Here is a 24,880-nt window from a genome sequence, read left to right as displayed (position 1 = left end):
TCCTTTCAATAATTATCATATAGCCTGAAAATTTTATCACAGACTGCTTTGTCCTTTATCTTAAAAGCCTTAGAAAATATATTCTACCCCTAACTTAGCATATCCTGCAAACTTAGATCTGCTTTCTGAAGCTTCTCCATATCTACTTTTATCAACTCTATATGCAGGCACCGCTTTAGCATAAACTCTGAATTTATCTGTAACATTTTGGGAATACATAATATAAGGGGCAACAACAGCCTCAAAAGTATAATTTTTTTCATTGATTGAAAAATATTTTTCTGCTTTAACACTAATTTCAGGAGAAAATGCCCAGTTTCTTCTCAGTTCATATGTCCAACGGAACAGGCTTTCCACCTTGCTTCTAATTGCTCCCTTATAGTTATTATAATCCATATATTCATTTTCAAAAGTATTGCTCCATTGAAATCCATACCCTAAAGTACTGCTTGATTTTAATGCCGTCAAAATAGAATAACCATTTCTTACACTTCCCTTCACTCCATTAAGGGATAATTCCATCTCGCCATATGTTCCACCCATTCCAATATTTCCAAAAAAGGATGATAATCTCTGTCCCACATAAAATTTATAGTCTGCATCTGATTTTAATAGTTTAGTATCTTTAGTTTTGTTCTAATAATTAAAATATTTCCATAAATATATCAGATAATTTTTCAATTTATGTAATTTTTCCAGAAATAAAAAAAGACATGACCTTAAATTTCTAAATTTCATGGTTCATGTCCCTAATTCTATTTTTTTGCATTATTTAATATATATTCATAGTAATCCCTATATTTTTTTCCTATATTTTTAAGATCTCTTTCTTCAGCTAATTTATAGGCATTTTCTACTATTTCATTTAAATTTTCAACTTTATCTTCTGCGATATTTACTATTTTTTCATAAAATTCTTCGTTATTTCTGGCCTTGAAACAATTTTTTCCATCCTCCAGCCAGTTTTCATACACAGGAATATCTCTCACAACAACAGGCAGTTTCGATGAAAGTGCTTCAAGTACTACAATTCCTTCATTTTCTTCATAAGTCATAAAAAGAAAAGCTTTTGCTCCACTAAATGCCCCTATCAATATTTCCTTATCTACAAATCCTGGAAAAATCAAATTTTTAGGGGGATTTTCAATTATATTCTGTATTTTTTTAGGAAGCATAGGTTTTATGCTGGAGGAACCAAACCAGAAAAACTGATAGTCCTTACATTTTTTCACTATTTTTACAAAATCCATAATACCTTTTCTTTCAAATGGCAGACCTGCCGTTATAATAAATGACTTATCAATTTTATACTCTTCCCTGAATCTTTTTTCAAGCTCTTCCCTTTTGGAAAAATTCTGAGTATCTACTCCATTTGAAATGACCCTTATTTCTTTTGGAGATGTTAAATATTTTTCCTTTATGAGATTTTTAGTGTACTCTGTGGGAGATATAAGGTAATCAGCACTGTTATAAAGTTTCTTAGCCCAGAATTTTATTAATGGTGCCAGCTGGTTACTGAACTTTACACTTCCCTTAAAATCCTCATATGTTGTATGTGTGTGATAAATAACAGGTTTACCTTTCTTTTTTGCATTTTTTAAAACTTGCCATGACTTGAGTCCAATTGTATTTATATGCACTAAATCATAGTCGTCTTCAGGTTCAAGGGTAAAATCAACATTATTTGCTCCAAGGGCTTCTACCTGATGATTTAATGCTTGCCCAACGCCTGATCTGCTGAATGTATTTTTCCCCTCTGAAAATAGTAAAACTTTCATTTACATCATACTCCTCTATTGTTTTTTTATAGACTGCCTCCACTCTTTCCCCAAATTTTTCTGCAGTGTAGTCCTGAGAAACATTAAAGGCATTTTCAACTATTTTGTCCCTAAATTCTTTATCATTTTTCAAAAGCATTATATTATTTACAAATTCTTCTTCATTACGATAAACGAGCCCCGCTTCATTCTTTACCAGAAGATCTTCAAGATTTAAGTCAAATCTGGCATTCACTGGTGTTTCAGCTGCCATCGCTTCTACAAAGGTAAGCCCCTGTGTCTCAGAAACACTGGCATTTAGGAATACATCTCCCATCTGATAGTAAATAGCTACTTTATCATGAGGAACTTCCCCTGCAAATATAACTCTGTCAGCTATTCCAAGATTTTCTGCCTGTTTTTTTAAATCATCTGTTACAGGCCCTCTTCCAACTATCATAAACTTAAATTTTTTATCTTCAATTTTTGAAAACATATCAATAAGTACATCTATACTTTTTTCCTGTGCTATTCTTCCAATATATACACATAAGAACTCATCATCTTCCACTCCAAAACTTTCCCTCATGAAGTTTATTTCTTCATCTGTATAGTTTTCACGGTAAAATCTGTCCAAATCAAGTCCTGTAGGAATTATGTTCATCACTTTATCAACATCGTAGGAGTATAGTATATCTTCAACTTTTCTCGTAGGAACTATCAGTGCATCACATTTTTCACAGTAAAATTTACTTATTCCTGCCGCAATTTTTTTGGCAGGTACTGTAAAATGCCCTTTTGTAATATAATGTGTATAATATTCATAAAGTGTATGGTATGTATGAACCAGAGGAATTTCAAGATTTACTGCGGCAAATCTGGCAAATGTTCCAACTCCCCATTCTGTCTGTGAATGTATTATATCAAGATTAAGCTTCTTTATTTTTTTTATTATTTTTGGTGAATAAAGAAGTCCTAATCTATACTGGGGTAAAGGCTTAAACTCCATGCTTGGTATTCTCAGCACATTAGGTTCCACTGCAGGAGCATCAGGATCAGTCGTAGTTATAATATAGACTTTATGACCTTTTTTACGCAATTCCCTTTCAAGTGTACTTATAGAACTGACAACCCCATTTACCTGCGGTCTATAAGTATCTGTAAATATTCCAACTCTCATTCTTTTTCTCCTTTTAAATGAAGAGCTGCCATAAACAGAAGCTCCTCATGTCTTCTTAATTAGACAGCCCTATTTATTTTACTCGGTTTCAGGAAATTCCAGAAAAAATTTTCCTATTTTCCCAATTCTGTAATCTTTTAAAATTCTTCTGGAAATCACTTCATAGTTATGTTCATCATTTTTTGAAACTCCAAGTCTTTTTTCCAGAATTTCCAGAATTTTATGATTTTCCATATTGTATATTTCTTCTTTAGTTGTAAAGTCTTCCAGATTATATGCCCTAATAATTTCTTCAATTTTATCCAGACTTTTCAACTTTTCAAGGAATTTTACCGCCACTTCTTCAAGAGGCAGGACATTATCCTTTATAGAGCCTGTTATAGCAAGATTATATGCCACATAGTCATCTTCAAATTTTGGCCATAATACTCCCGGAGTATCGAGCAGTTCCAGTTTGTCATCTATTTTTATCCATTGTTTCCCTTTTGTAAACCCTGGTGTATTTCCAACTCTGGCTTTATTCTTGTTTACAAACTTATTTATAAACTTGGATTTTCCAACATTTGGAATTCCAACTATCATTGCCCTTACTTCTGTTTTCCTTAAGCCTTTCTTCTTCATTTTCTCCAGCTTATCGGCGTATATTTTATCAGTTATTTTTCTTAATTCATTAAAATTTGTTCCTTTTTCAACACTCAAGGCAACAAAATAATCTGAAATATTATTTTCAAGAAAATAGTCCTGCCACTTTTTCAGCTCTTTGCTGTCTACCAAATCCACTTTATTTAAAACTGTTATTTTCTGCTTGTTCTTAGCCAGCTTTGAAATATCAGGATTTTTACTTGAAAAGGGTATTCTGGCATCCAGTATTTCTATTACCAGGTCTATTATTTTTAAATTTTCAGTTATCAGTTCCTTTGTTTTTTTCATATGGCCGGGATACCAGTTTATATTCATTCTATTTCTCCCTTTTTATTTTTAAAATATATTCCGTCATCATCTTTTGCCCTTATAAATAAAACTATTTCACCTTTTATAGGCTTTTTCTCGAGCTTTTCAATTATTTCAGAAACATCTCCTCTTATTATTTCTTCATATATTTTAGTCAGTTCCCTAGTTATGACAACGTATCTTTCTCCGAGATATTCCCTTATATCCTTCAATGTTTTTAAAATTCTGTTAGGAGACTCCAGAATGACTATAGTTCTTTCTTCAGACTGAAGTTTATTAAACAGTGTCTGTCTCCCTTTCTTTTTTGGAAGAAAGCCTTCATATGCCATTCTTCTCATATCAAGTCCTGAAATGCTTGCTCCTGTAACAATGGAGGAAGCCCCTGGAATACCAGCTACTTTAATATCCCTTTTCAGTATTTCATTTACCAGTTCAAATCCCGGATCTGAAATACAGGGAGTTCCTGCATCTGTTACCAGTGCTATATTTTTATCATCTTCCAGCAGACTCAATATATTCTCTATCTGATGTAATTTATTATGCTCATGATACTGATACACCCTCTTTTCAATTTCATAGTGATCAAGCAGCCTTTTTGTTACCCTTGTATCCTCAGCAAATATATAATCTACTTCCTTTAAAATTCTGATAGCCCTGAAAGTTATATCCTCCAGATTTCCTATCGGTGTACCAACTACATAAAACATGACTTCTCCTATTTTTTTACAGTTTTCAGTTTTTTATTCATTTCTTCAATTGCTCTTTTTAACTGTACATCTCCTGCTGCAATTATTTTTTTTGCTTCTTCTGCACCCTTATCCTTAACAAGTATTTCCTCTATTTCCTTTTCCCTGTTTTTTCTTGCTTCTGCAGAATCATTTGCATATCCCTTCAATGCCAGAAGTTCTTCCATTTCAACCTTTATATCAGGTTCAATACCTTTTTCATGTATATAGTTACCTTTTGGTGTAAAGTACTGTGCTATTGTCAGTTTTATTGCATCATTTGTTTTCAGAGGTATTACCTGCTGCACTATTCCTTTTCCAAATGTTTTTTCTCCTATAATTGTACCTCTTTTATAATCCTTTATAGCTCCTGTAACGATTTCTGAAGCTGAAGCACTTCCTTTATTTATAAGTACTACCAATGGAAAATCTCCCATATTGCTTAATGTTCTGTTATATTTTCTTTCCTGTCCGTTTTTATATTTTAGGGAAACGATCAAGTTTTCCTTTACAAGAAGAGATGATATATCCTGCGCTTCCTGCAATGAACCTCCTGGATTAAGTCTCAGGTCAAGGATTAACCCTTTCATTCCTTTAGCCTGTAAATCTTTTATAGCCTTCTGTACTTCTTCTCCGACATGATTTCCAAATCTTAAAAGGCTCACATATCCTATATTGTTATCAAGCATTTTGCTTTCAACCATTTCCAGCTTTATTTTTGCCCTTGTCATAGTAAATTTCAATGGTTCTTTTTTTCCACTTCTGACAATTTCAACATTTACTTTTGTTCCTTCTTTCCCTTTTAACAGTTTTACAGTATCTGCAGCTGTCAGTGGAAGTATATCCTTATCATCGACTTTTGTTATTCTGTCTCCAATTTTTATTCCAACTTTTTCCGCAGGACTTCCTATAAATGGTGAAACAACTTCCAGTGCTTCCCCTTTTTTCTTATTTATAGTCATTCCTACTCCTACATATTCTCCGTCCATATCTTCAGCAAAATGCTCAAGATCTTCCTTTGACAGATATTCTGAATAAGGATCATTTAATTTATTTATAACTCCTGCAACAGCTCCTTTATAAAGTTCTTCCTTGCTTGGAGTTTCCTCCTTACCTACAAATCTGTTCTCAATTATGTTAATGACATCCACTATTCTATTTAGCTCTGTCGTATCTTTTGTATATCCTGCACTTTCATTTTTGTCATTTCTGGCAGTTTTTATTATAGTTGTAGCACAAAACAAAGGTACACTTACCAGTATAAGTCCAAAAATTGCACGAAGTAACTTATTTTTTTTCATTTTTCCTCCTATTTATTTTGCTTATTAAAATTAATCAGTATCAGAAATTCCTTGTTCCCTTTAGTTCCTTTTATGGGAGAATCCTCCACTCCCACCAGTTCATAGCCACTTTTCTCTGAAAATGCAATTATTTTTTTTATTGCTTCATCATGGTAGTTTTCGTCAATGACTACACCATTTTTCCCAATCTTTTCCCTTCCAACTTCAAACTGGGGTTTTATGAGCATTACAACCTGCCCATTTTCATTAAGGAACTTTTCAAGATAAGGAATAACTTTTGTCAGCGAAATAAATGAAACATCAATAACTATAAAATCAACCTTACTGTTTTCCACATCTTCAGGCGTCAGATCCTTTATATGAGTTTCTTCTATGGAAACTACTCTTTCATCGTTTTTCAGCCTCCAGTCAAGCTGATTTGTTCCAACATCCACACCATAAACTCTCTTGGCTCCATTCTGCAATGCACAGTCTGTAAAACCTCCTGTAGATGCCCCTATATCCAGTATTATTTTATCCTTAAAATCAAGATTCCATATTTTTATTGCCTTTTCCAGCTTTAATCCACCTCGGCTCACATATTTCAATCTATCTTTTATTCTTATTGACAGTTCATCAGTGTCTTTAAAATTCGTTCCTGCTTTTGTTACTGCCTGTTCGTTTACAATTACATTTCCAGCCATAATTTCCCTTTTAGCCTTCTCCCTCGTATCAAACAGTCCTCGCTCCACAAGAATTAAATCAAGTCTTTTTTTCATGCCTTTTTACTAACTCCTAAATAATAAAATACTTTTCTTATTTTTTCATTTATTTTTTATTATTTAAACCAATACTTATACACTTTATCCTAAAATGTACCCTTTAAATAAAAATCCTAAAACTATTCCAAGAATACTTCCTATAAAAACTTCGAAAGGTGTATGACCAAGAAATTCCTTGAATTCCTCACTTATTATTTCTATACCTTCCCTCTTTTCTATATTATCTACAAGAGTATTCAAAGCTTTTGCGTGTTTTCCAGCCTGTCTTCTTATACCAGTGGCATCATACAGAACTATTCCCATGAACACCATTGAAATTGCAAATTCTATTGAAGCTGCTCCCTTAAGAATGTACACTCCTGTAGCAAGAGAAACAACCGTTGATGCATGGGAACTTGGCATTCCGCCAGTCTGAAACAGTCTTATCCACTGTATTTTTTCCTTTTTTAGAAGAGGTGAAAATACTTTATAAAACTGTGCGGCAAAACAGGAAATTGCAGCTACATCCAGCAGCCTGTTCCCAAACAATATCCCACTACTCATTTTCTACTTTCTTCCCTTTCCTTTTAAAGTCATTAAATTCCTTTGTTATTTTTCCTTTTTTATTATCAGCCTTGAAGAATATCAGGACTTTCCCAATACTGTCCACATATACTGAATCTGTTTTTGCAGCTATTTCATTTCCTAGTTCCCTTTCCAGTTCCACTGAGGAATTCTGCAATATTTTCACTTTTATCAGTTCCCTTTTTTTTACCACATTTGCGATACTTTCAATAACATCGTCATCTATACCGCCCTTTCCTATTCTCACAACAGGCTCAAGATCATGTGCCAATTTTTTCAGAAAAGCTCTTTCTTTACTCGAAAGATTCATTTTAAACCTCCATTATTATAGGTAGAATTATTGGTTCCCTGTCAGTTTTCTTATTCAGGAATTCTCCTATTTTCAATTTTAATCTCTGTTTTATTTTCCCAATTTCCTTTACATCCTGTGTTTCCATATTTTCCAGTTCAAGTCTTATAAGCTCTTTTGTTTCTGTCAGCAGGCTTTCTGCATCTTTATTATACACAAATCCTCTAGTTACAAGCTCTATCTGTTTACTAAACTTACCTGTCTTATACTGTGAAATTGAAATTATTACGATACCGTCATCAGCAAGGTTCTGTCTGTCCTTCAATACTGCATTTCCAATATCCCCTATTCCAAATCCATCTATCAGTGTCACTCCGCTTGGAACTTTTCCTACAGCTTTGAAATTTGATTTTGTAAGTTCCAGCTTCATACCATTTTCAGCCAGTATTATATTTTCTGAAGGAATTCCTACAGCTTCTGCCAGTTCCTTATGTTTTTTAAGCATTACATATTCCCCATGCACTGGCATGAAAAATTTAGGCTTTATAAGATTCAGCATCAGTTTCTGTTCTTCCTGGCAGCCATGACCTGAAACGTGTATTCCAACTCCCTTTTCAAAAACAACATTTGCATGTCTTTTCATAAGCTGATTTATATTCTTATAGGCAGCCTTTTCATTTCCAGGAATAGGAGTTGCTGAAATTACTACTGTATCCCCTTCCCTCAATGAAATATACTTATGACTTCCATTCGCTATTCTAGACAGTGCGGCCAGAGGTTCCCCCTGCGTTCCTGTACATAATATTAGCACCTGATTTGCCGGCAATGTTTCAACCTTATCTATTTCCACCATTATTCCTTTTGGAATTTTTAAATATCCAAGATTTGAACATATTTCAAATATTTTAACCATACTTCTTCCATCTATGGCTATTTTTCTTCCATAATTTTCAGCTATATAAATTATCTGCTGCAATCTATGTACATGTGAAGCGAATGCAGCCAGTATTATTCTTCCCTGAGCTTTAGAAAATTCATCCTTCAGACTTTCCCCAACTGTTCTTTCTGAAGGTGTAAATCCTGGTATCTGTGCATTCGTACTGTCTGAAAGTAAAAGGTCTACCCCTTCTTCTCCAAGCTGTGCAAGTCTTCCAAAATCAAATCCTTCACCATCAACAGGTGTTAAATCCACCTTGAAATCTCCCGTATGAAGAATTGTTCCTGCAGGTGTTTTTATGCATATTGCATAACAGTCAGCTATACTGTGGGTAACACTTATAAATTCCACTGTGAAATATTTTGAAATTTTAAGTATGCTTCTTCCCTTTATAATTTTTTCTTTAGGGAGTTTTGTATCCCTCTTCTCAAATTTTGCCTTTGCAAGTTCCAGTGTCAGCCTTCCTCCATACATTGGAATATCTTCTGATCCCAATTTCTGATATAAGTAAGGTATTGCCCCTATATGATCCTCGTGACCATGTGTTAAAAGTAATGCCTTTACTTTGTCCCTGTTGCTTTCCAGATATGAAAAATCAGGAATTATGACATCTATTCCCAAATGCTCGTCTTCAGGAAATGTAAGTCCTGCATCTACAATTATAATTTCATCTTTGTACTGAAATGCAGTCATATTCTTTCCAATTTCTTCAATTCCCCCAAGAGGAATAACATACATTTTTTCCTCTTTCTTTCTATTTTCATTTTTTACATTGGCAGGATCTATTTTTTCAGGTATAAATTTCGAACCTGCCGTTTCATTCAAATATTCATCATCACTGTAAAATGCAGTATTCTGAACATTAGATTTTATTCTGGTTATATTAGCATTTTTAGAAAAATTTCTTTTAAAAGGATAATCTGCTTTTTCATTTCCTTTTTTCCCGACTTTTTCCGACATCTAATTACCTCCTTTTCTTTATTTATCTTTTATTTCCTCTTCTTTTTCTCTGACCATTATTTTGAACAGCTACGTTATTTTGTCCATTCTGATTATTCTGTGAATTCTGGTTATTTTGGTTATTCTGCTGCTGTTTTTTTGCTTCTTCAGCAGCTGCGGCATTTTTTCTTGCCCTGTCAAGTTCCCTGTATTTTTCAATAAAGATTCTTGCCATATTTCCTGATGCCGTTCCTCCATAACCTCCACCTTCTACAATTGACACAAAAACAATTTCAGGATTATTTGATGGAAAATATCCCGCAATCCATGAGTGGTGGTCCTTAAATCCTGTATTCTGTGCTGTACCTGTTTTTGCTGATACAGGAAAATCATTAAATCTTAAAATTTTGGCAGTTCCCCCTGCTCCCGCAACAGGCAATCTCAATGCATTCTGCATCAATTTAAGAGTCTTTTCACTTATATTTACTTTTCTTACTACCTGCGGTTTATTAATTTCCATTTTACCGTCATACAGCATAAACTTATCCACAACTGTAGGTTTCATCATTACACCGTTATTAGCTATAATCTGGTAGACAGATGCAATCTGTAAAGGTGTTGTAAGCACATATCCCTGACCGATGGACATATTTATAAGATCTCCCGGAAGCCATGTTCTGTCACCAGGATTCTTTGAATTTTTAAATCTTTTCTTTTTCCATTCAGGTGTAGGTAATGTTCCAGGTAATTCTCCAGGAATATCTATTCCTGTTTTTTCACCTATTCCAAATTCCTTAGAATATTTTATGACATTATCTAATCCTGCCTTTTGTGAAAATACATAATAATAAGTATTTACTGATTGTTCTATTGATTTATTAAAATTAGTGACTCCATGTCCTGATTTACTGGAATCTCTGAATACGAGTCCTTTATATCTGTACTGTCCTGTTGATACTACACTTTCATATGGAGAAATTCCTGATTCAAGGATAGCCACTCCTGTTACAGCCTTGTAAGTTGATCCAGGAGGATATAATCCAGCAATTCCCTTATTTACAAGTGGTTTTGATTTTGAATTCACCAGTTCATTCCATTGTGCATCAGGAATTCTTGAACTTAACAGATTAAGGCTTATTTCAGGATAACTTACAAAAGTTATTATTTTCCCCGTTTTTGCTTCCATTGCAATAAATGCTCCACTTTCCCCTTCAAAAGCCTTTGTCATATATTTTTGCAATTCTAAATCAATTGATAAATATATACTCTTACCAGCTATACTATCAGTATTTTCTAAACGTCTTATTGTATTACCTTTAGCATCAACTTCAACATTTTCAACTCCATCCTGACCTTTCATTTCTTTATCATATTGCTTTTCGACACCTTTTTTCCCTATAAGATCTGTATTCTGATACCCTTCTTCTTTTAGTTTTTCATATTCCTTCTCATCAATAGGTTTTACATTTCCTATTACATGTGAAGCAATACTGTCTTCAGGATAAAATCTTTTATTATATTCTACTATATCTATCCTATTATTATCGATTTTTTCTATAGCTTTTAAAGCTATATTCTTATCTAAATCTTCTATAACAAGTATTGATTTATCAGTTCCTATACGTGGCTGTTTAAAAAACCTTGTAATAATGTAATCTGTTGTATACCCTGTAAGTTCACTTATTTTTTTTATGTCTATTATTGTTTCCAGAAGTTTTTCCTGTCTGGATTTTTTCTCTTTTGACAGTCTCTCTCTTATCTGATCCATATTAAAACTCTGTATTTCCCTCAGAATTTTTGTATCTGTAGAGTCTATCTGTTTTGTAGCATAATGAACCAGCATATATCCTGTAATATTTTTTGCGAGAAGTTTTCCATTCCTGTCATATATTTCCCCTCTTGTTGCTTTTATAATATTAGTCCTTATTCTGTTCTGCAATGCTCTTTCTTCGTATTTTGAAGCTTCCAGTATCTGTATCGCGAACAATCTTCCTATAAAAATTAAAAAAACAAGTGTTACCAGAGAGATGAAAGCAATGTATCTAGGGCTTCTTCCCTCCTTATCCAGTTCTCTCATATATTTTACTCCTTCAAATACGCACTTCTATATGTTTTATTAATCTATCTCTTCTTCTGTCTGGTTTCCGTTAACTCCTGAATAAAATGCATCCAGCTGGTAGTATTCCCTTGCATCCTTACTAAATACACTTACAATAATGTCTCCGCCATCTATCAGAACCCAGTTACATTCTTCAAGTCCTTCCACATTTCTAATATTTGTCAGACTTTTCTTTATATCTGACGCTATCGCTTCAATATTTCTTGAAGAACTTCCTGTACATAATATGGAATAATCAAAAAATGGCGATCTTCCTCTCATGTCATACACTTTAATATCCTGTCCTTTTTTATCTTCAATAATATTAACTATTGAAGAAACTTCTTTTTCCAGTTCCAAATCGTTTTTCCCTTTCATTCTACACTTCCTTTTTATTTAATTTTTTCAATCCCATATTTTTATTATATTTCCCTCAAGTAAAGTACCATCAAATCCTGTTATAATTACATCAACCATATCTGATACCTTAACATCGAGATTATTTTCATTTTCATTTTTCAGTTTCATAAATACCTTTATATAATTTTCAGTATATCCATAAGCTATATCTTCTGTGATTTCTTCTATGTAAATTTTCTGGCTGCTTCCAATCATATTTTCTCTAAATTCTGCATATTTTCTTTTATTCAGCTCTTCCACCATTTTCACACGCATTTTTTTTACCTGCGACTCAACTTTCCCATCAAGCTTTGCAGCTGTGGTTTTTTCCCTGTCAGAATAAGGAAATACGTGTAAATCTGAAAATCCTATCAGTTCAAGATTTTTCATAGTATTACTGAAATTTTCCTCCTCTTCCTGAGGAAATCCAACTATAACATCAGCTGTCAGGGAAATTTCAGGAACTTCCTTCTGAACCTTCTGAAGTATATCCACTACAAACTTTGCTTCATATTCCCTTCTCATAAGATGTAGTATTTTATCATCCATTGTCTGAATCGATACATGCAGATGGGGCATCAGCTTCGGATTATTTTTAAGCATATGCAAAAATTTATCCGTTATTGTATCTGGATAAGCCGAACTTACTCTCACTCTTTCAATAGTATCTATTTCCAGTATTTTTTCAAGTACATTATCAAAATCAGTTTTTGGTTCCAGATCAAGCCCATATTCACTCATATTTATACCTGTCAGGACAACTTCCTTATACCCCTGCTCACCAAGATAAGTTATTTCTTCAAGAACACTTTCAACAGCTCTTGATCTGCTCAGTCCCCTTGCATAGGGTATTTTACAGTAGGAACAGAATTTTGTACATCCGTCCTGTATTTTTACAAACGCTCTTGCCTTCTCCCTCAATACTGTATATTTTTTAGAACTGTACTCCTTCTCATCAAATATGTTGTCTACCTGATAATGTGAAACATTCTTGTCAACTATGCTGAACACATTTTCCTTTTTTGAATTTCCTATAATGAAGTCTATTTCCTTCATTTCCTTCAGGTCATCAAGATTCGTCTGTGCATAACAGCCTGTAGCTACTACAACTGAATCAGGATTGTTATTTTTTGCACGCCGCAGCATTTTCCTGTTCTTCCTGTCAGCGACATTTGTAACTGTACATGTATTTACAACATATACATCTGCTTTTTCTTCAAAGTCTACTTCCCTGTAGTCATTATCAAGAAAATCCTTCTTTATAATTTCTGTTTCATACTGGTTCACTTTACATCCCAACGTGTAAAATGCCACCGTTTTTTCCTTCTGCTTTTTATCTTCTGTTACTCTTTCCATATCTTTGTTACTTATAGACATTTGCCAGTATACCTCCTATGACAATTGCCGCCGTTTCTGCCCTCAATATTCTCTTTCCAAGACTTATTTCAATTCCGCCCTTACTTTTCAGAAACATAACCTCCTCTTCAGTTATGCCTCCTTCAGGCCCAACAATATATAAAATATTTTTATCCTTATTATCAATTAAATTAAATAAAATTTCCGATTCACAGCTATTCTCGTAAGCATATATAATTTTATCATATAATTCATAGTTTATGCTTTGTAGCCCTGTCACTTCATCAATCTCTGTAAACTTTACACCTTTACACTGCTTAAGGGATTCTCTTACCACTGTTTCCCATTTTTCCTTTTTTTCATTAATCTTTACAACAACCCTCTCAGTTTTTAAAGGTATTATTTTATTTATTCCAATTTCTGTAAGTTTCTGAATTGCTAGATTCATCTTGTCATTTTTCAATATTCCGAGTGCAACATCTATATTAATATTCAGCGAATAATTATCAGTTTTTTTCTCTATTATTTTTAGTTTTATTTCTTTTTTGCCCATGCCGGTAATTTCAGTGGCATATTCATATTCACCATCAATAACCCTTAATCTGTCCCCCACATTTAAACGATAGACATTCTGTATGTGGTTACAGTCTCCCCTGTCATTTATCAGAATTTCATTTCCATTAATATTCTTCTTATCTGCTATGACTGTCAACAATTAAATACACCTCAACATTTATTATACTTTGAATATAACCTATTTCCAATTAGGAAAAGCTCTTTAAAATAATCTATTTTCATAATCATTTTCAACATCTTCCTTACCTGACAACGCCTTTTCAAGCCCAAGATGTCTGTATCCATGTTCTGTAACAATTCTTCCCCTCTGAGTTCTTTTAATGAAGCCTATTTTCACAAGATAAGGTTCATAAACTTCTTCTATTGTTCTCTTGTCCTCACCCAGAAGCAGTGACAATGTCTCAATTCCCACAGGTCCGCCGTTATACACGGTTATGATTGATTTCAGTATATTCCTGTCAAGTTCATCAAGTCCATTTTCATCCACTCCAAGCAGTTTCAGTATTCCATTTACGCTTTCCTTATTAAGAACTCCGTTTCCTGTAACAAGGGCATAATCCCTTGCTCTTTTTAAAAGCCTATTGGCTATTCTGGGGGTTCCCCTGCTTCTTCTTGCAATTTCCTCTATTCCGTCTTCATCGTACTTTACATTAAGTATGCTCGTTCCTCTTCTTATAATTTCCTTCAGTTCTTCCAGCTTGTAGTATTCCATACGATGAGTTACCCCAAATCTGTCCCTCAGTGGAGTACTCAGCTGTCCTGCCCTTGTTGTTGCTCCAATCAGAGTAAACTTTGGAAGTTCAATTCTTATACTTCTTGCGGCCGGACCTTTCCCAATAAGAATATCCAGTTCCCCGTCTTCCATAGCAGGATAAAGTATTTCCTCCACCGACGTATTAAGCCTATGAATTTCATCTATAAACAGGATATCGTTTTCTTCAAGAGATGTCAAAATTGCCGCTAAATCTCCAGCCTTTTCCAGAACAGGTCCGGTAGTGACTTTAAGATTCACTCCCATTTCTGTTGCAATAACTCCTGCAAGGGTGGTTTTTCCAAGCCCCGGCGGTCCATAAAGAAGTATATGATCCATTGCCTCATTTCTCATTTTTGCAGCTTTTATAAAAATATTCATTTTTTCCTTTAAATCTTCCTGTCCTATATACTCATTAAAAGTTTTTGGACGTAAAGACTTTTGAATATTGTCTTCACTGAGTTCCTTTGGTGCCAATATTCTTTCATCATCCATCATATCTACCTACCGCTTTTATATTTGTCTTACAAACAGCATTATAAAAAACTGGAACACTGCAATAACTCCACCTAATATTCCGCCTATTATTTCTATATGCTTTAATTCATTTTTAGAAATTCTCAATATTATCTCTTCTGTTTCCTCAAGTGAAAAATTCTGCATTTTTGAAAGCATTATTTCCTTGAAGTCTATTTTATCTTTTGCAATTTTAATTATTTCCGAGATTATTTCTTCCTTGTTTTCAAGTATTGCATTTTTAAAATACTTCTTTATTTTTTCTATCATCGAATCATTAATTAACATTTTCAGCAGCGGATTTTTCTCTAAAATGCTTCTCTGCAGTTTTTCCCCGATTATTTTATCAAGCAGTTCATCAATCATTTCTTCATTAAATTCACTGTTCTGAAACTTTTCGGCTATATCATCAAGGGATATGAGCTCCTTTTCAATAACTTCCGATATATTTACAGCGATTTCATCCCTTCTTTTTGGTATAAGTCCCTGTATTTTGAAAAACAGCAGGTTCACTTCCTTATAAGGTCTAAATAACAGCTTTATGGCTAAATAGTTTGTAAACCATCCAATTAACGTTCCCACAGATACCATTATTAAAAACTGTATCACAAGATTCTTCAAATTTTTTCCTCCAACATTTTCATAACATTTCCAATTCCCAATTGTACATTCTATGGTATCATATTTATCGCTATTTTACAACTTTTATCGAGTTTTTTTATAAATCTGTAAATTTATTGTTTAATTTTGTTCAAATCCTTTAAATAATACTTTTCCCTAGCAATTTATAAATTTATTCAATAACGTTTGTTGTGTATATTCAAATTTCAAATACTGTATTTGTTTTTCCTTCTTCCATAATTTTATTTTATATGCTATATTATAAAGAGAAAAAGTTATTTTTTTAATTATATCATGTTGGAGGAGAGAACAATGGATAAAATTGATACAACTCAATACACAAAAGAAGAACTTGTTGCAAAAATTAAAAAGGATGCTGAAGAACTTTACGATGACGGAACTTTTTTCTGTAGTGAAGCAGTTGTTACAGTTATAAACAACTATCTTGGACAGCCATATCAACCTGAAGTTGTTAAAATGGCAAGTGGATTCCCTATAGGAATGGGAAAAGCAGGATGTCTTTGCGGATCTGTATCTGGAGGACAAATGGCATTAGGAATTGTTTACGGAAGAACTCAGGGAGAAGCAATGCAGGAAAAAATGTTTGAAATGTCAAAAGGTCTTCATGACTACACTATGAAAGAATATGGATCATGCTGCTGCCGTGTAATGACAAGAAAATGGAGAGGCGACGACTTTAAAAGTCCTGAAAGAAAACGTCATTGTGTTGAAATTACAGGAAAAGTTGCTGAATGGGTTGCTGAACAGCTTATAAATGATAACAAAATTTTAGCAAAGGATTCAGAATAGTTAGCTGAAAATATTTAAAATAAACTTAAAAATATAAATTGTGGAAAATAAAAACACATCTGATAAGGAGTATATCTCGGGGCAGATGTGTTTTTTATTTATGATTACTTTAAATAATTTGAATTATTATATTTTATTATTTTGCCTGCTCATAAAGTCCGTAATTAACCGATAGGTTAAGCGGATTATTTTCTGGAGTGATGGCCTTCAGCTTATAATTTAAATCCTTGTCAAAAACTATTTCATAATTTTGAAAATTAATTACTCTCATTATAATTTTATCTTTAACTACTCCTTGTATTACTCCATCAAAAGCTCCGAAAAATCTCGTCTCTATTCTATCAGGTAATTTATACTCTGTATCTTTCCTGTATCCAAAGTCATCCTTCACAGTAATTACCATATTCTTAATATTCATTTTATAATCAAAATATTTCTTTAAGTCTATGTCATACGTGTTCAGTTTTTTTTCCATACCATTTTCAGTAACTTTAAATACATAGAGTTTATTTAAAGACATAAATATTCCATCTTCTAAATTTTCAATTATTATTTCTTCCTGACCGTCTCCATTCAAATCTTTCAGCTCAATATTATATGGAGACCCTACTGTATGTATTTCAAGTTTTGTCAGATATTCCCTTCCTTTATTTTTGAAATACAGATAGGATTCAATCCCTCCACCTTCAACAGTACTGCTTATAAGAAAAAATTTTATCTTCTGATTTTCTTTTACTAAATTTATTTCCTTTTCCTGTAAGATAATATATTCCTTATTCTTTATCCTTATTTTTGGGTTTTCATATTCTTCTTCAATCATGTTTTCCCTTGTTTTCTTAATATTTATGGCATATAACGAGTTATTATCAATCGAAAATTTTTCCAGCGACTCATATTTTTCCTTTCCAAGAACTTCACTTCCGAAATCTAGGACAGAAGAAAATCTTTCGATATCTTTTGTCAGCTCATATGCAGAATTATAAAACTTTAACAGCCTTTCAAGACATTTGGAATTTTCACAATCTTCATAAATAGTTGCCAGATAATAACTGTTATCTGTTATATCACTATTTTTCAGCATATATTGCAGTGCATCCATATCTTTATTCTGTCTATAAAACTCCTCAAGTTTTTCTTTTGCTTCCTTAATTTCCTTCTGTTTATAGACATTATAAAAATCCAGCAGTTCTGAAAAATCCTTCTCTCCATCTGATTTAACATACTTTTCCTGAAGTTTATAAAAATATTCTTTTCCCCTGCTATCACTGTTTGTATTATTGCAGGATAAAAATATCAGTAATATAAACAATATTTTTTTCATTATATTCCTTTCTTCTTGAATTACTACTGATTAAGAATAAGCCAGATAATAAATATTATTATCTCAATAATTCAAGTTATTTTTATCATTTTTTTATTAATTTTCTTATTTTTAAAAATAAATATTATTTGAAATATTTTTACTATACCGAACACAAAAATAACAGTATAGAATATTGTTTCTATGCCTATCCCGTTATAAAGAGTTAGAATAGTCATTCCAAATCCATAATAGCATCTATGCTTAGAAGAATAATATCACGAAATTTAAAATAACAATAATTTTTCAAGTTTAATACAAGTAAAATAACTATTATTTGTTGAATGTAAAAATCCAGTGTTATCATTATTTTTTACCTCATTCTGGTTATGATAATCCTTAATATTCTTGATTAATTGTTTTTTTCAACTTTTTTCACTTCTCCTGACGAATTACTCGATACATCTTTTGACTGTTTATTTCCACAGGATAGACAAAACAGCAGGAATACTCCAATTACTGTCTAGTTTAAATAATAGAAATCTTTTCAATAATTTAACTCTACATTTATTTCTCAATGTCATTTATCTTTATTTCCAAATAACTTTCTATTTCTTTAGGTAGCATTAAAAATGCCTTTTTTCCTAACAATACTCTTTTATATTCATCCAAAGTACAGCTCCAGTCCGGCCAGTCGTAGAAGTCTGATCCAAACTCTACCCTGTCTTTATATACGAAAGTGAAAAATATCTCTGTTCCTGTTTCAAAGCACTCTATTTCCCCACTCTCCACTCTTTCTATTTCATCCAGTTCCCGATCTACATCTGAGACATATCTCATCTCCCATACAGCTCCAGCTAAATAACGTGAGTAATTAACATCATATTTTTCATCATCTATAACATCACAGTCTGGAGGCCATAATTTACCTATTTTAGCTAATTTATAAAAAAATTTCACTTTCATCAGTTTCCTCCTTCATATTTTGGAAAGGCTCTTGTTCCCTTCTTATTTAAAAATCCTTCTATTTTTACTCCACTTGGTGAAGTCCCTTCCCAACGAATACCTCTTTTTATTGTTTCAGTAAAAAAATCACTGCTGTTCCAAGCACCATTTATTTCCCATTTTGTCTTATTCTTTATTTTTCCTGTCACCATTTTTTCATTGTCAATATTATAATACTTTGCTACAAGTCCCCTATCTTAATCTATATCATAATCTTTTTTGATATTATAAAGATAAAATAGATTCTTTACTTACCTAAATTATACCCCATATTCCACATTTTTACAATAAAAATCAATAAAATAATAATTCTATTTTAATGTTAAAATTTTAAAATAGGGTATAATATAATGTAACTTAATTTTTAGGAGGATATAATGAAAAAATTATTATTAGCTCTGGCAGTTTTGTCAGCTACTTCTGCATTTGCTGCAGGACCAAAAGTTCCTTATACTCACGAAGGGTTCTACTCAACTGATAAAGTTCAGAAAGCAGTACATTTTGTATCTGTGGAAGATATTAAGAAAAGTCTTGAAGGAAAAGGGCCTATCAACGTAAGTTTTGATATTGATGATACATTACTTCATTCAAGTGGATATTTCATCTATGGACAGCACTACTACCAAATTCCTGGAGATAAAAGAGGACCAATAAGTTATCTTTACAATCAGAAGTTCTGGGATTATGTTGCTGAAAATGGAGATGAACATTCAATTCCTAAACAATCTGCAAAAGATCTTATAAAAATGCACCTTGAAAGAGGAGATAATGTATTCTTTATAACTGGAAGAACTAAACACTCAAAAGATAAGAACTATACTTCTACTAAACTTTCTAAAACATTACAGAGATACTTTGAATTGCCTAAAGAAGTTTACGTAGAATATACTGCTGACACTCCTACAGGAGGATACAAATATGATAAATCATACTACATTAAAAAACATAATGTATCTATCCACTACGGAGACAGTGATGATGATATTCTTGCTGCAAGAGAGTTAGGAATTAGAGGAATCCGTGTACAAAGAGCGTACAACTCTACTAACCCTCAAAAACTTAATGGTGGATATGGAGAAGAAGTAGTAATAAATTCTGCATGGTAATATTCTTAATTACAAACACTCCTTAAAAAGGGGCTGTTAAAAAACAGCCCCTTTACTATTTACATTAAATCATATCAAAAATTTTATATAAAATTTCAATTTTCAAAATTTATTAACTATTATTTTTAATTAACCTCTACATCAACAGTATTTTTTTCTGTCACTTTAGATATGATAAATCCTATTACAAAACAAATTCCAGCTACAGAAAGCCATCCCAAATCGGCACTTTGCAAAGGTAATTTTTTTACCAGTGAGGATGCCAGAGGTATTTCAATATTTATTTTATCAAGCGTATGTATAATACTTATTACAACAGTAGGATATATTGCAAATCTATATACAGTTGAACTCCCCTTTATATACTTGTCTATCAGTGCAAGAACAATAAGAACTAATGAAGCCGGATAAATTGCCAGAAGCACCGGAACACTATATTCCATTATCTTATTCAGTCCAAGATTTGCCAGCATATAGCTCCATATAACCCATATTGTAGCCCAGACTTTATAAGGAACTCTTTTTACCATAGAATGAAAATACTGGCTTAATGAAGTTGTCAGACCAACTCCTATATTAAGACATGCAACTGTAAACATACATGCCAGAAGTACCGCTCCAAAATTTCCATATAGGTATTTCATTACATCTGCCAATATTTCTGCCCCATTACTTGTATTTGGAAACTTTGAAATACTTGACGCTCCTACATGTGCAAGCATCATATACACAACAAAAAGTAAAATTCCTGCAAATATTCCTGTTAAAACTACAATCTTTGTTATTTTAGATTCTTCCAGTATATTCTTCTGTTTAATAACATATACTACAACCAGACCATAATTTAGCCCTGCCAGTGCATCTAAAGTAAGATACCCGTCCAGGAAACCCTGTAATCCCATATTCTTTGCATATAAAGGTTCAGGTGGCATATATCCTCCCATTGGCTTTAAGAAAGTACCTACAAAAAGCATAAGTATTAACACAAGAAATATAGGTGATGTAATTTTGCTTATTCTTTCCAGAAGTTTGTTAGGACTTAAGCTTAGCCAGTATACTACTCCGAAAAATACTGTCGTATAAATAAACAGTATAAGACCTTTTGGAACATTTGCCGGTATATATGGCGATATTGCAATTTCAAAAGGTAAAGTACCTGCTCTTGGCATTGCAAGTGCAGGTCCTATAGCCAAATATGCCGCAATAGTGAATATAATTGAAAATATAGGATCTACTCTATTAGCCAGGTTTCTAAGTCCATCCGACTTTGCAACTGCTACTACTCCAAGAATAGGAAATATAATAGCTGTTATACTAAAAAAGAACATTGTAGTAAATACACTTGTTCCTGCCTGCTTTCCAATAATTGGTGGAAAAATAAGGTTCCCGGCACCAAAAAATACAGAAAATACCATTAATCCAATCATTAATAATTCTTTTTTCTTCATCTTTTATTTAATTATACAGTATAAAATCTGTATATTCCTTTCCGATATATTTGATATTTTTACAATAAAAAGCCGATACCCCTAAAAAATATCGACTTTTCAAAAAAAATTTTTATTTAAACTACACTAATTCTATTATTGCTAATTCAGCAGAGTCTCCTCTTCTTACATCAGTTTTAATAATTCTTGTATATCCACCATTTCTATCCATGTATTTAGGTGCAATTTCCTTGAAAACTTTAGCAACAGCTTCTTCATTTCTTAAAAATGCGAACGCCTGTCTTCTCAAGTGAATAGCTTTTGCTCTTTCATCATTATTTTCAAGATTAAAATTATTGTATTTTTTTCCTAATGTTATCACTTTTTCAACAAATTTTCTTAATTCTTTCGCTCTTGTAACTGTCGTTTCAATTCTTTCGGCATTTACTAAAGAAATAGTCATATTTTTCATCATTGCTAATCTATGATCACTTCTTCTACCTAATTTTCTATATGATTTATTATGATTCATCTACTTCTTCCCTCCTTGATACTATTTTATTAATTACCGGCTTCTTCACTTAAATCGTAGCCAAGTTCTTTCATTTTATCTATTATTTCATTTAAAGATTTTCTACCTAAGTTTTTAATCTTTAATAATTCAATATATGACATTGAAGTAAGATCAGATATAGTGTTTACTCCTGCTTTTTTCAGACAGTTGTAAGATCTTACAGTGAAGTCAAGTTCTTCTATCTTCATGTCTTCTATATTATTTTCAGTTTCAGTATTTGTTGCTGTCGCTTCATCTTCGCTGCCTCTGAATTTACTCATGTTATTTCCAATATTAGTAAATGGATTAACATGTATTTTCAGTAATTCTACAGCATAAGAAAGTGCATCCTGTATTTCAATACTTCCATCAGTAGCAATTTCCAGAACTAATTTGTCATAGTTTGTAACCCTACCAACCATAGTATCTTCTACTCTATAATTTACCTTTTTAATCGGTGTATATATTGCATCTACTGCTAAATATCCTATAGGCCAACCTTCAGTATCTATTTCATCTGAAACTACAAACCCTTCTCCTGAATCAACTAAAAATTCCATATTTATTTCCTTATCAGTTGTAACAGTTGCAATAACTTGCTCAGGATTTATAATCTTTATACCGGCCTCAACTTTTATATCAGCTGCTGTAATAACTTTAGGACCTTTAACAGATAAGAACATCTTCTTTTCTCCTGGTTCATCAAGTTCAACAACTATTTCCTTAACATTTAATATAATGTCAGTAACAGCTTCCTTTACTCCAGGTATTGTAGAAAATTCGTTTAATACTCCGTCTATTCTAAGTCCTTTTATTGCAGATCCAGGTATTGATGATAATAATATTCTTCTTAAAGCATTTCCTATAGTATTTCCGTACCCTCTGTAAAGAGGTTCCAGTATATATTTAGCGGAATGTCTTCCCTCTTTTTCTTCAGTTAACTTTATATTTTTAGCTATTTTTTCTATATTCAACAAGCTAAATCATCTCCTTGGATTATAATATTATTATCTAGAGTAGAACTCGATAATCATTGATTCATTTACATCGAAATCAACTGCATCTCTTCCAGGATTTTCAAGTACTTTAGCTGTTAATGTAGATTCTTCTAATGACAACCATCCTGGAACTGATTTCTGTCCTACTGATTCTTTGATGATTGAAATTTCTTTAGAATCTTCTTTAACAGAAATTACATCTCCCTGTTTTACTCTGTAAGAAGCTATATTAACTCTTTTTCCATTTATTAATACGTGACCATGGCTGACAATTTGTCTTGCCTGTCTTCTTGTTGCTCCAAATCCTAATCTGTATACAACATTATCTAATCTTCTTTCCAAGTATTGAAGTAATAATTCCCCTGTTACTCCTTCTTTTCTTGTTGCTTCTTCATATAATTTATAGAATTGTTTTTCCATTACTCCGTACACAAATCTAGCTTTCTGTTTTTCTCTCATTTGTGTTCCGTATTCTGTTAATTTTCTATTTGCATTTGGTCTTATATTTCTGTTTGACTTTTTATTTACACCTAGAACGCTTGGATCTAAACCAAGATTTCTACATTTTTTTAACACCGGCTGTCTATCTCTTGCCATTTATCTATTTCCTCCTTATTTAATAAATTTACGGTCTTCTCTTTTTAGGTGGTCTTGCACCATTGTGAGGTACCGGAGTTATATCAACTATTCTCGTTACTTCCAGACCTGTAGCCTGAATTGATCTTATAGAAGCTTCTCTTCCTGATCCCGGTCCTTTTATTTTAATCTCTATCTGTTTCATTCCATTTTCGATTGCAACTTGCGCTGCTTGTTCTGCCGCTATTTGAGCTGCGAATGGAGTTCCTTTTTTTGTTCCTTTGAACCCTGAAGTTCCTCCTGATTTCCAGATTACTACTTTTCCTTCAGAATCTGTTATAGTTACAACAGTATTATTAAAAGTAGAATGTATATATGCTATCCCATTAGGAATATTTTTTAATTTTTTCTTTTTTGAAACTGCTGGTCTTTTAGCCACTTATGGTTTCCTCCTTAACTTAATTATTTTTTCTTAGCTATTGCCATTTTAACTGGACCTTTTCTAGTTCTTGCGTTTGTCTTAGTTTTTTGTCCTCTTACAGGTAGTCCGTTTCTGTGTCTTAATCCTCTGTAACTCTTAATATCCAATAATCTCTTGATATTAAGTCTGATTTCTTTTCTAAGTTCCCCTTCGATTTTGTACTCTTCAACTATTGTTCTGATTTTCCCTACTTGTTCTTCAGTTAAATCTTTTACTTTGATGTCCTTGTCAACACCTGCTTTTTCTAAAATCTCGTTTGAAGTGCTTCTACCTATTCCAAAGATATAAGTTAATGAAATTTCAACTCTTTTGTTTCTTGGAATGTCTACTCCCGCTATTCTAGCCAAATTTTTTTCCTCCTCTGTTTTTGATATTTTTAACCTTCTTCAATATGCCCTTACATAAAAAACCTAAGGAATAAGCCCTACAGCCAAACATATCTTTACAATTTTTATTTTATATCATATCTCTCTCGAATTATATATAACTTAAATAAAAATTTTTTCAGATTGCTTATTTGTCTTTCTTATCCTTGTATTTGCTTATGTTTAGGGTTTTCGCATATTACTCTTACTTTCCCGTGACGTTTGATGATCTTACATTTGTCACAGATAGGTTTTACTGAAGCTTTTACTTTCATTAAAAACCCTCCTTCCAATAAAAATGTTATTTTTTCCTATACACGATTCTTCCTCTTGACAGATCATACGGCGAAACTTCAACCGTTACCTTGTCTCCAGGCAAAATCTTAATATAGTTCATCCTCATTTTACCTGAGATATGTCCCAATACTTCATGTCCATTTTCTAATCTTATTTGGAACATGGCATTTGGTAGAGCTTCTAAAATTTCACCCTCTAACTCAAGTACATCTTGTTTTGCCATAAAACTCACCTCGGATCC

At 32.5% G+C, this 24,880-nt stretch carries 29 protein-coding genes; 2 read left to right on the top strand and 27 right to left on the bottom strand.

Translation table 11 applies throughout. From position 1 onward, the window contains the following. Positions 1-69 precede the first annotated feature (69 nt). From HMPREF1984_RS01600 to HMPREF1984_RS01525, 16 genes are all read right to left on the bottom strand, one after another. Positions 70-582, bottom strand: coding sequence for a hypothetical protein (locus HMPREF1984_RS01600; RefSeq protein ID WP_021766125.1), 513 nt, complete (start codon positions 580-582; stop codon positions 70-72). Between the two features lie 173 nt (positions 583-755). Beyond that, positions 756-1,778 carry a glycosyltransferase family 4 protein gene (locus tag HMPREF1984_RS01595; RefSeq protein ID WP_021766124.1) on the bottom strand — a complete coding sequence of 341 codons (1,023 nt, stop codon included), beginning with the start codon at positions 1,776-1,778 and terminating at the stop codon, positions 756-758. Beyond that, positions 1,681-2,937: a glycosyltransferase gene (locus HMPREF1984_RS01590; RefSeq protein WP_021766123.1), complete on the bottom strand. Its 1,257-nt coding sequence runs from the start codon at positions 2,935-2,937 to the stop codon at positions 1,681-1,683. The genes HMPREF1984_RS01595 and HMPREF1984_RS01590 overlap by 98 nt, the downstream gene beginning before the upstream one ends. A gap of 78 nt (positions 2,938-3,015) precedes the next feature. Next, positions 3,016-3,894, bottom strand: coding sequence for a ribosome biogenesis GTPase YlqF (gene ylqF, locus HMPREF1984_RS01585; RefSeq protein WP_021766122.1), 879 nt, complete (start codon positions 3,892-3,894; stop codon positions 3,016-3,018). Next, on the bottom strand, positions 3,891-4,595 hold the full coding sequence (gene rsmI / locus HMPREF1984_RS01580; protein WP_021766121.1) for a 16S rRNA (cytidine(1402)-2'-O)-methyltransferase: 705 nt from the start codon (positions 4,593-4,595) through the stop codon (positions 3,891-3,893). The genes ylqF and rsmI overlap by 4 nt, the downstream gene beginning before the upstream one ends. 8 nt (positions 4,596-4,603) lie before the next feature. Further along, positions 4,604-5,914, bottom strand: a complete 1,311-nt coding sequence (locus HMPREF1984_RS01575; RefSeq protein WP_021766120.1) for a S41 family peptidase — start codon at positions 5,912-5,914, stop codon at positions 4,604-4,606. Between the two features lie 8 nt (positions 5,915-5,922). Then, positions 5,923-6,672, bottom strand: a complete 750-nt coding sequence (locus tag HMPREF1984_RS01570; RefSeq protein ID WP_021766119.1) for a TlyA family RNA methyltransferase — start codon at positions 6,670-6,672, stop codon at positions 5,923-5,925. Between the two features lie 84 nt (positions 6,673-6,756). After that, entirely contained in the window at positions 6,757-7,218 is a 462-nt protein-coding gene (locus HMPREF1984_RS01565; RefSeq protein ID WP_021766118.1) for a divergent PAP2 family protein, read from the bottom strand. Further along, positions 7,211-7,549 (bottom strand): YhbY family RNA-binding protein, encoded by a 339-nt coding sequence (locus HMPREF1984_RS01560; protein ID WP_021766117.1) that lies wholly within the window; start codon positions 7,547-7,549, stop codon positions 7,211-7,213. The genes HMPREF1984_RS01565 and HMPREF1984_RS01560 overlap by 8 nt, the downstream gene beginning before the upstream one ends. Before the next feature lies 1 nt (position 7,550). Beyond that, positions 7,551-9,425 carry a ribonuclease J gene (locus HMPREF1984_RS01555; RefSeq protein ID WP_021766116.1) on the bottom strand — a complete coding sequence of 625 codons (1,875 nt, stop codon included), beginning with the start codon at positions 9,423-9,425 and terminating at the stop codon, positions 7,551-7,553. A 22-nt stretch (positions 9,426-9,447) separates the two neighbouring features. Further along, positions 9,448-11,481 carry a penicillin-binding protein 2 gene (gene mrdA / locus HMPREF1984_RS01550; RefSeq protein ID WP_021766115.1) on the bottom strand — a complete coding sequence of 678 codons (2,034 nt, stop codon included), beginning with the start codon at positions 11,479-11,481 and terminating at the stop codon, positions 9,448-9,450. 39 nt (positions 11,482-11,520) lie between these two features. Beyond that, the gene (gene rsfS, locus HMPREF1984_RS01545) at positions 11,521-11,880 is read right to left on the bottom strand and encodes a ribosome silencing factor (protein ID WP_021766114.1); all 360 of its coding nucleotides are present in this window, start codon (positions 11,878-11,880) and stop codon (positions 11,521-11,523) included. A gap of 27 nt (positions 11,881-11,907) precedes the next feature. Next, the gene (gene mtaB, locus HMPREF1984_RS01540) at positions 11,908-13,278 is read right to left on the bottom strand and encodes a tRNA (N(6)-L-threonylcarbamoyladenosine(37)-C(2))-methylthiotransferase MtaB (RefSeq protein ID WP_021766113.1); all 1,371 of its coding nucleotides are present in this window, start codon (positions 13,276-13,278) and stop codon (positions 11,908-11,910) included. After that, complete coding sequence (locus tag HMPREF1984_RS01535; protein WP_036099363.1) at positions 13,265-13,972, bottom strand: 16S rRNA (uracil(1498)-N(3))-methyltransferase; 708 nt, start codon at positions 13,970-13,972, stop codon at positions 13,265-13,267. The genes mtaB and HMPREF1984_RS01535 overlap by 14 nt, the downstream gene beginning before the upstream one ends. A 63-nt stretch (positions 13,973-14,035) precedes the next feature. Continuing rightward, positions 14,036-15,079 carry a Holliday junction branch migration DNA helicase RuvB gene (gene ruvB, locus HMPREF1984_RS01530; protein WP_021766111.1) on the bottom strand — a complete coding sequence of 348 codons (1,044 nt, stop codon included), beginning with the start codon at positions 15,077-15,079 and terminating at the stop codon, positions 14,036-14,038. An 18-nt stretch (positions 15,080-15,097) separates the two neighbouring features. Beyond that, positions 15,098-15,721, bottom strand: coding sequence for a DUF445 domain-containing protein (locus tag HMPREF1984_RS01525; RefSeq protein ID WP_036099361.1), 624 nt, complete (start codon positions 15,719-15,721; stop codon positions 15,098-15,100). A 312-nt stretch (positions 15,722-16,033) separates the two neighbouring features. Between HMPREF1984_RS01525 and HMPREF1984_RS01520 the strand changes: the two genes are divergently transcribed. Beyond that, entirely contained in the window at positions 16,034-16,531 is a 498-nt protein-coding gene (locus HMPREF1984_RS01520; protein WP_036099359.1) for a C-GCAxxG-C-C family protein, read from the top strand. A gap of 136 nt (positions 16,532-16,667) precedes the next feature. Here the strand turns inward: HMPREF1984_RS01520 and HMPREF1984_RS01515 are convergent, their stop codons facing one another. From HMPREF1984_RS01515 to HMPREF1984_RS01505, 3 genes are all read right to left on the bottom strand, one after another. Continuing rightward, positions 16,668-17,852: a hypothetical protein gene (locus HMPREF1984_RS01515; RefSeq protein ID WP_021766108.1), complete on the bottom strand. Its 1,185-nt coding sequence runs from the start codon at positions 17,850-17,852 to the stop codon at positions 16,668-16,670. A 546-nt stretch (positions 17,853-18,398) separates the two neighbouring features. Next, positions 18,399-18,797 carry a hypothetical protein gene (locus tag HMPREF1984_RS01510; protein WP_021766105.1) on the bottom strand — a complete coding sequence of 133 codons (399 nt, stop codon included), beginning with the start codon at positions 18,795-18,797 and terminating at the stop codon, positions 18,399-18,401. Further along, positions 18,797-18,988 carry a hypothetical protein gene (locus tag HMPREF1984_RS01505; protein ID WP_021766104.1) on the bottom strand — a complete coding sequence of 64 codons (192 nt, stop codon included), beginning with the start codon at positions 18,986-18,988 and terminating at the stop codon, positions 18,797-18,799. The genes HMPREF1984_RS01510 and HMPREF1984_RS01505 overlap by 1 nt, the downstream gene beginning before the upstream one ends. Before the next feature lie 225 nt (positions 18,989-19,213). Here HMPREF1984_RS01505 and aphA point away from each other — a divergent pair, with 225 nt between their 5' ends. Further along, positions 19,214-19,942: an acid phosphatase AphA gene (aphA, locus tag HMPREF1984_RS01500; RefSeq protein WP_021766103.1), complete on the top strand. Its 729-nt coding sequence runs from the start codon at positions 19,214-19,216 to the stop codon at positions 19,940-19,942. Positions 19,943-20,067: 125 nt separating this feature from the next. On the opposite strand, the gene brnQ is transcribed toward aphA, so the two are convergent. The 8 genes from brnQ to infA all read right to left on the bottom strand — a co-directional run bounded on the left by brnQ (position 20,068) and on the right by infA (position 24,862). Continuing rightward, positions 20,068-21,390: a branched-chain amino acid transport system II carrier protein gene (gene brnQ / locus HMPREF1984_RS01495; protein WP_021766102.1), complete on the bottom strand. Its 1,323-nt coding sequence runs from the start codon at positions 21,388-21,390 to the stop codon at positions 20,068-20,070. Positions 21,391-21,511: 121 nt separating this feature from the next. Beyond that, positions 21,512-21,901, bottom strand: a complete 390-nt coding sequence (gene rplQ / locus HMPREF1984_RS01490) for a 50S ribosomal protein L17 (RefSeq protein ID WP_021766101.1) — start codon at positions 21,899-21,901, stop codon at positions 21,512-21,514. A gap of 29 nt (positions 21,902-21,930) precedes the next feature. Next, positions 21,931-22,899, bottom strand: a complete 969-nt coding sequence (locus tag HMPREF1984_RS01485) for a DNA-directed RNA polymerase subunit alpha (protein ID WP_036099356.1) — start codon at positions 22,897-22,899, stop codon at positions 21,931-21,933. Positions 22,900-22,929: 30 nt separating this feature from the next. Beyond that, positions 22,930-23,517 (bottom strand): 30S ribosomal protein S4, encoded by a 588-nt coding sequence (gene rpsD, locus HMPREF1984_RS01480; RefSeq protein ID WP_021766099.1) that lies wholly within the window; start codon positions 23,515-23,517, stop codon positions 22,930-22,932. A 28-nt stretch (positions 23,518-23,545) separates the two neighbouring features. Continuing rightward, positions 23,546-23,935 carry a 30S ribosomal protein S11 gene (gene rpsK / locus HMPREF1984_RS01475; RefSeq protein WP_021766098.1) on the bottom strand — a complete coding sequence of 130 codons (390 nt, stop codon included), beginning with the start codon at positions 23,933-23,935 and terminating at the stop codon, positions 23,546-23,548. 23 nt (positions 23,936-23,958) lie between these two features. Next, complete coding sequence (rpsM, locus tag HMPREF1984_RS01470; protein ID WP_006807645.1) at positions 23,959-24,324, bottom strand: 30S ribosomal protein S13; 366 nt, start codon at positions 24,322-24,324, stop codon at positions 23,959-23,961. Between the two features lie 179 nt (positions 24,325-24,503). Continuing rightward, on the bottom strand, positions 24,504-24,617 hold the full coding sequence (gene rpmJ / locus HMPREF1984_RS01465; RefSeq protein ID WP_036099354.1) for a 50S ribosomal protein L36: 114 nt from the start codon (positions 24,615-24,617) through the stop codon (positions 24,504-24,506). Positions 24,618-24,643: 26 nt separating this feature from the next. Next, on the bottom strand, positions 24,644-24,862 hold the full coding sequence (infA, locus tag HMPREF1984_RS01460; RefSeq protein ID WP_021766097.1) for a translation initiation factor IF-1: 219 nt from the start codon (positions 24,860-24,862) through the stop codon (positions 24,644-24,646). Positions 24,863-24,880 lie beyond the last annotated feature (18 nt).

Source organism: Leptotrichia sp. oral taxon 215 str. W9775 (assembly GCF_000469505.1).
Lineage (GTDB): Bacteria > Fusobacteriota > Fusobacteriia > Fusobacteriales > Leptotrichiaceae > Leptotrichia_A.
Note: the sequence above shows the minus strand (reverse complement) of the source record. Positions and strands in the feature narration are given on the sequence as shown.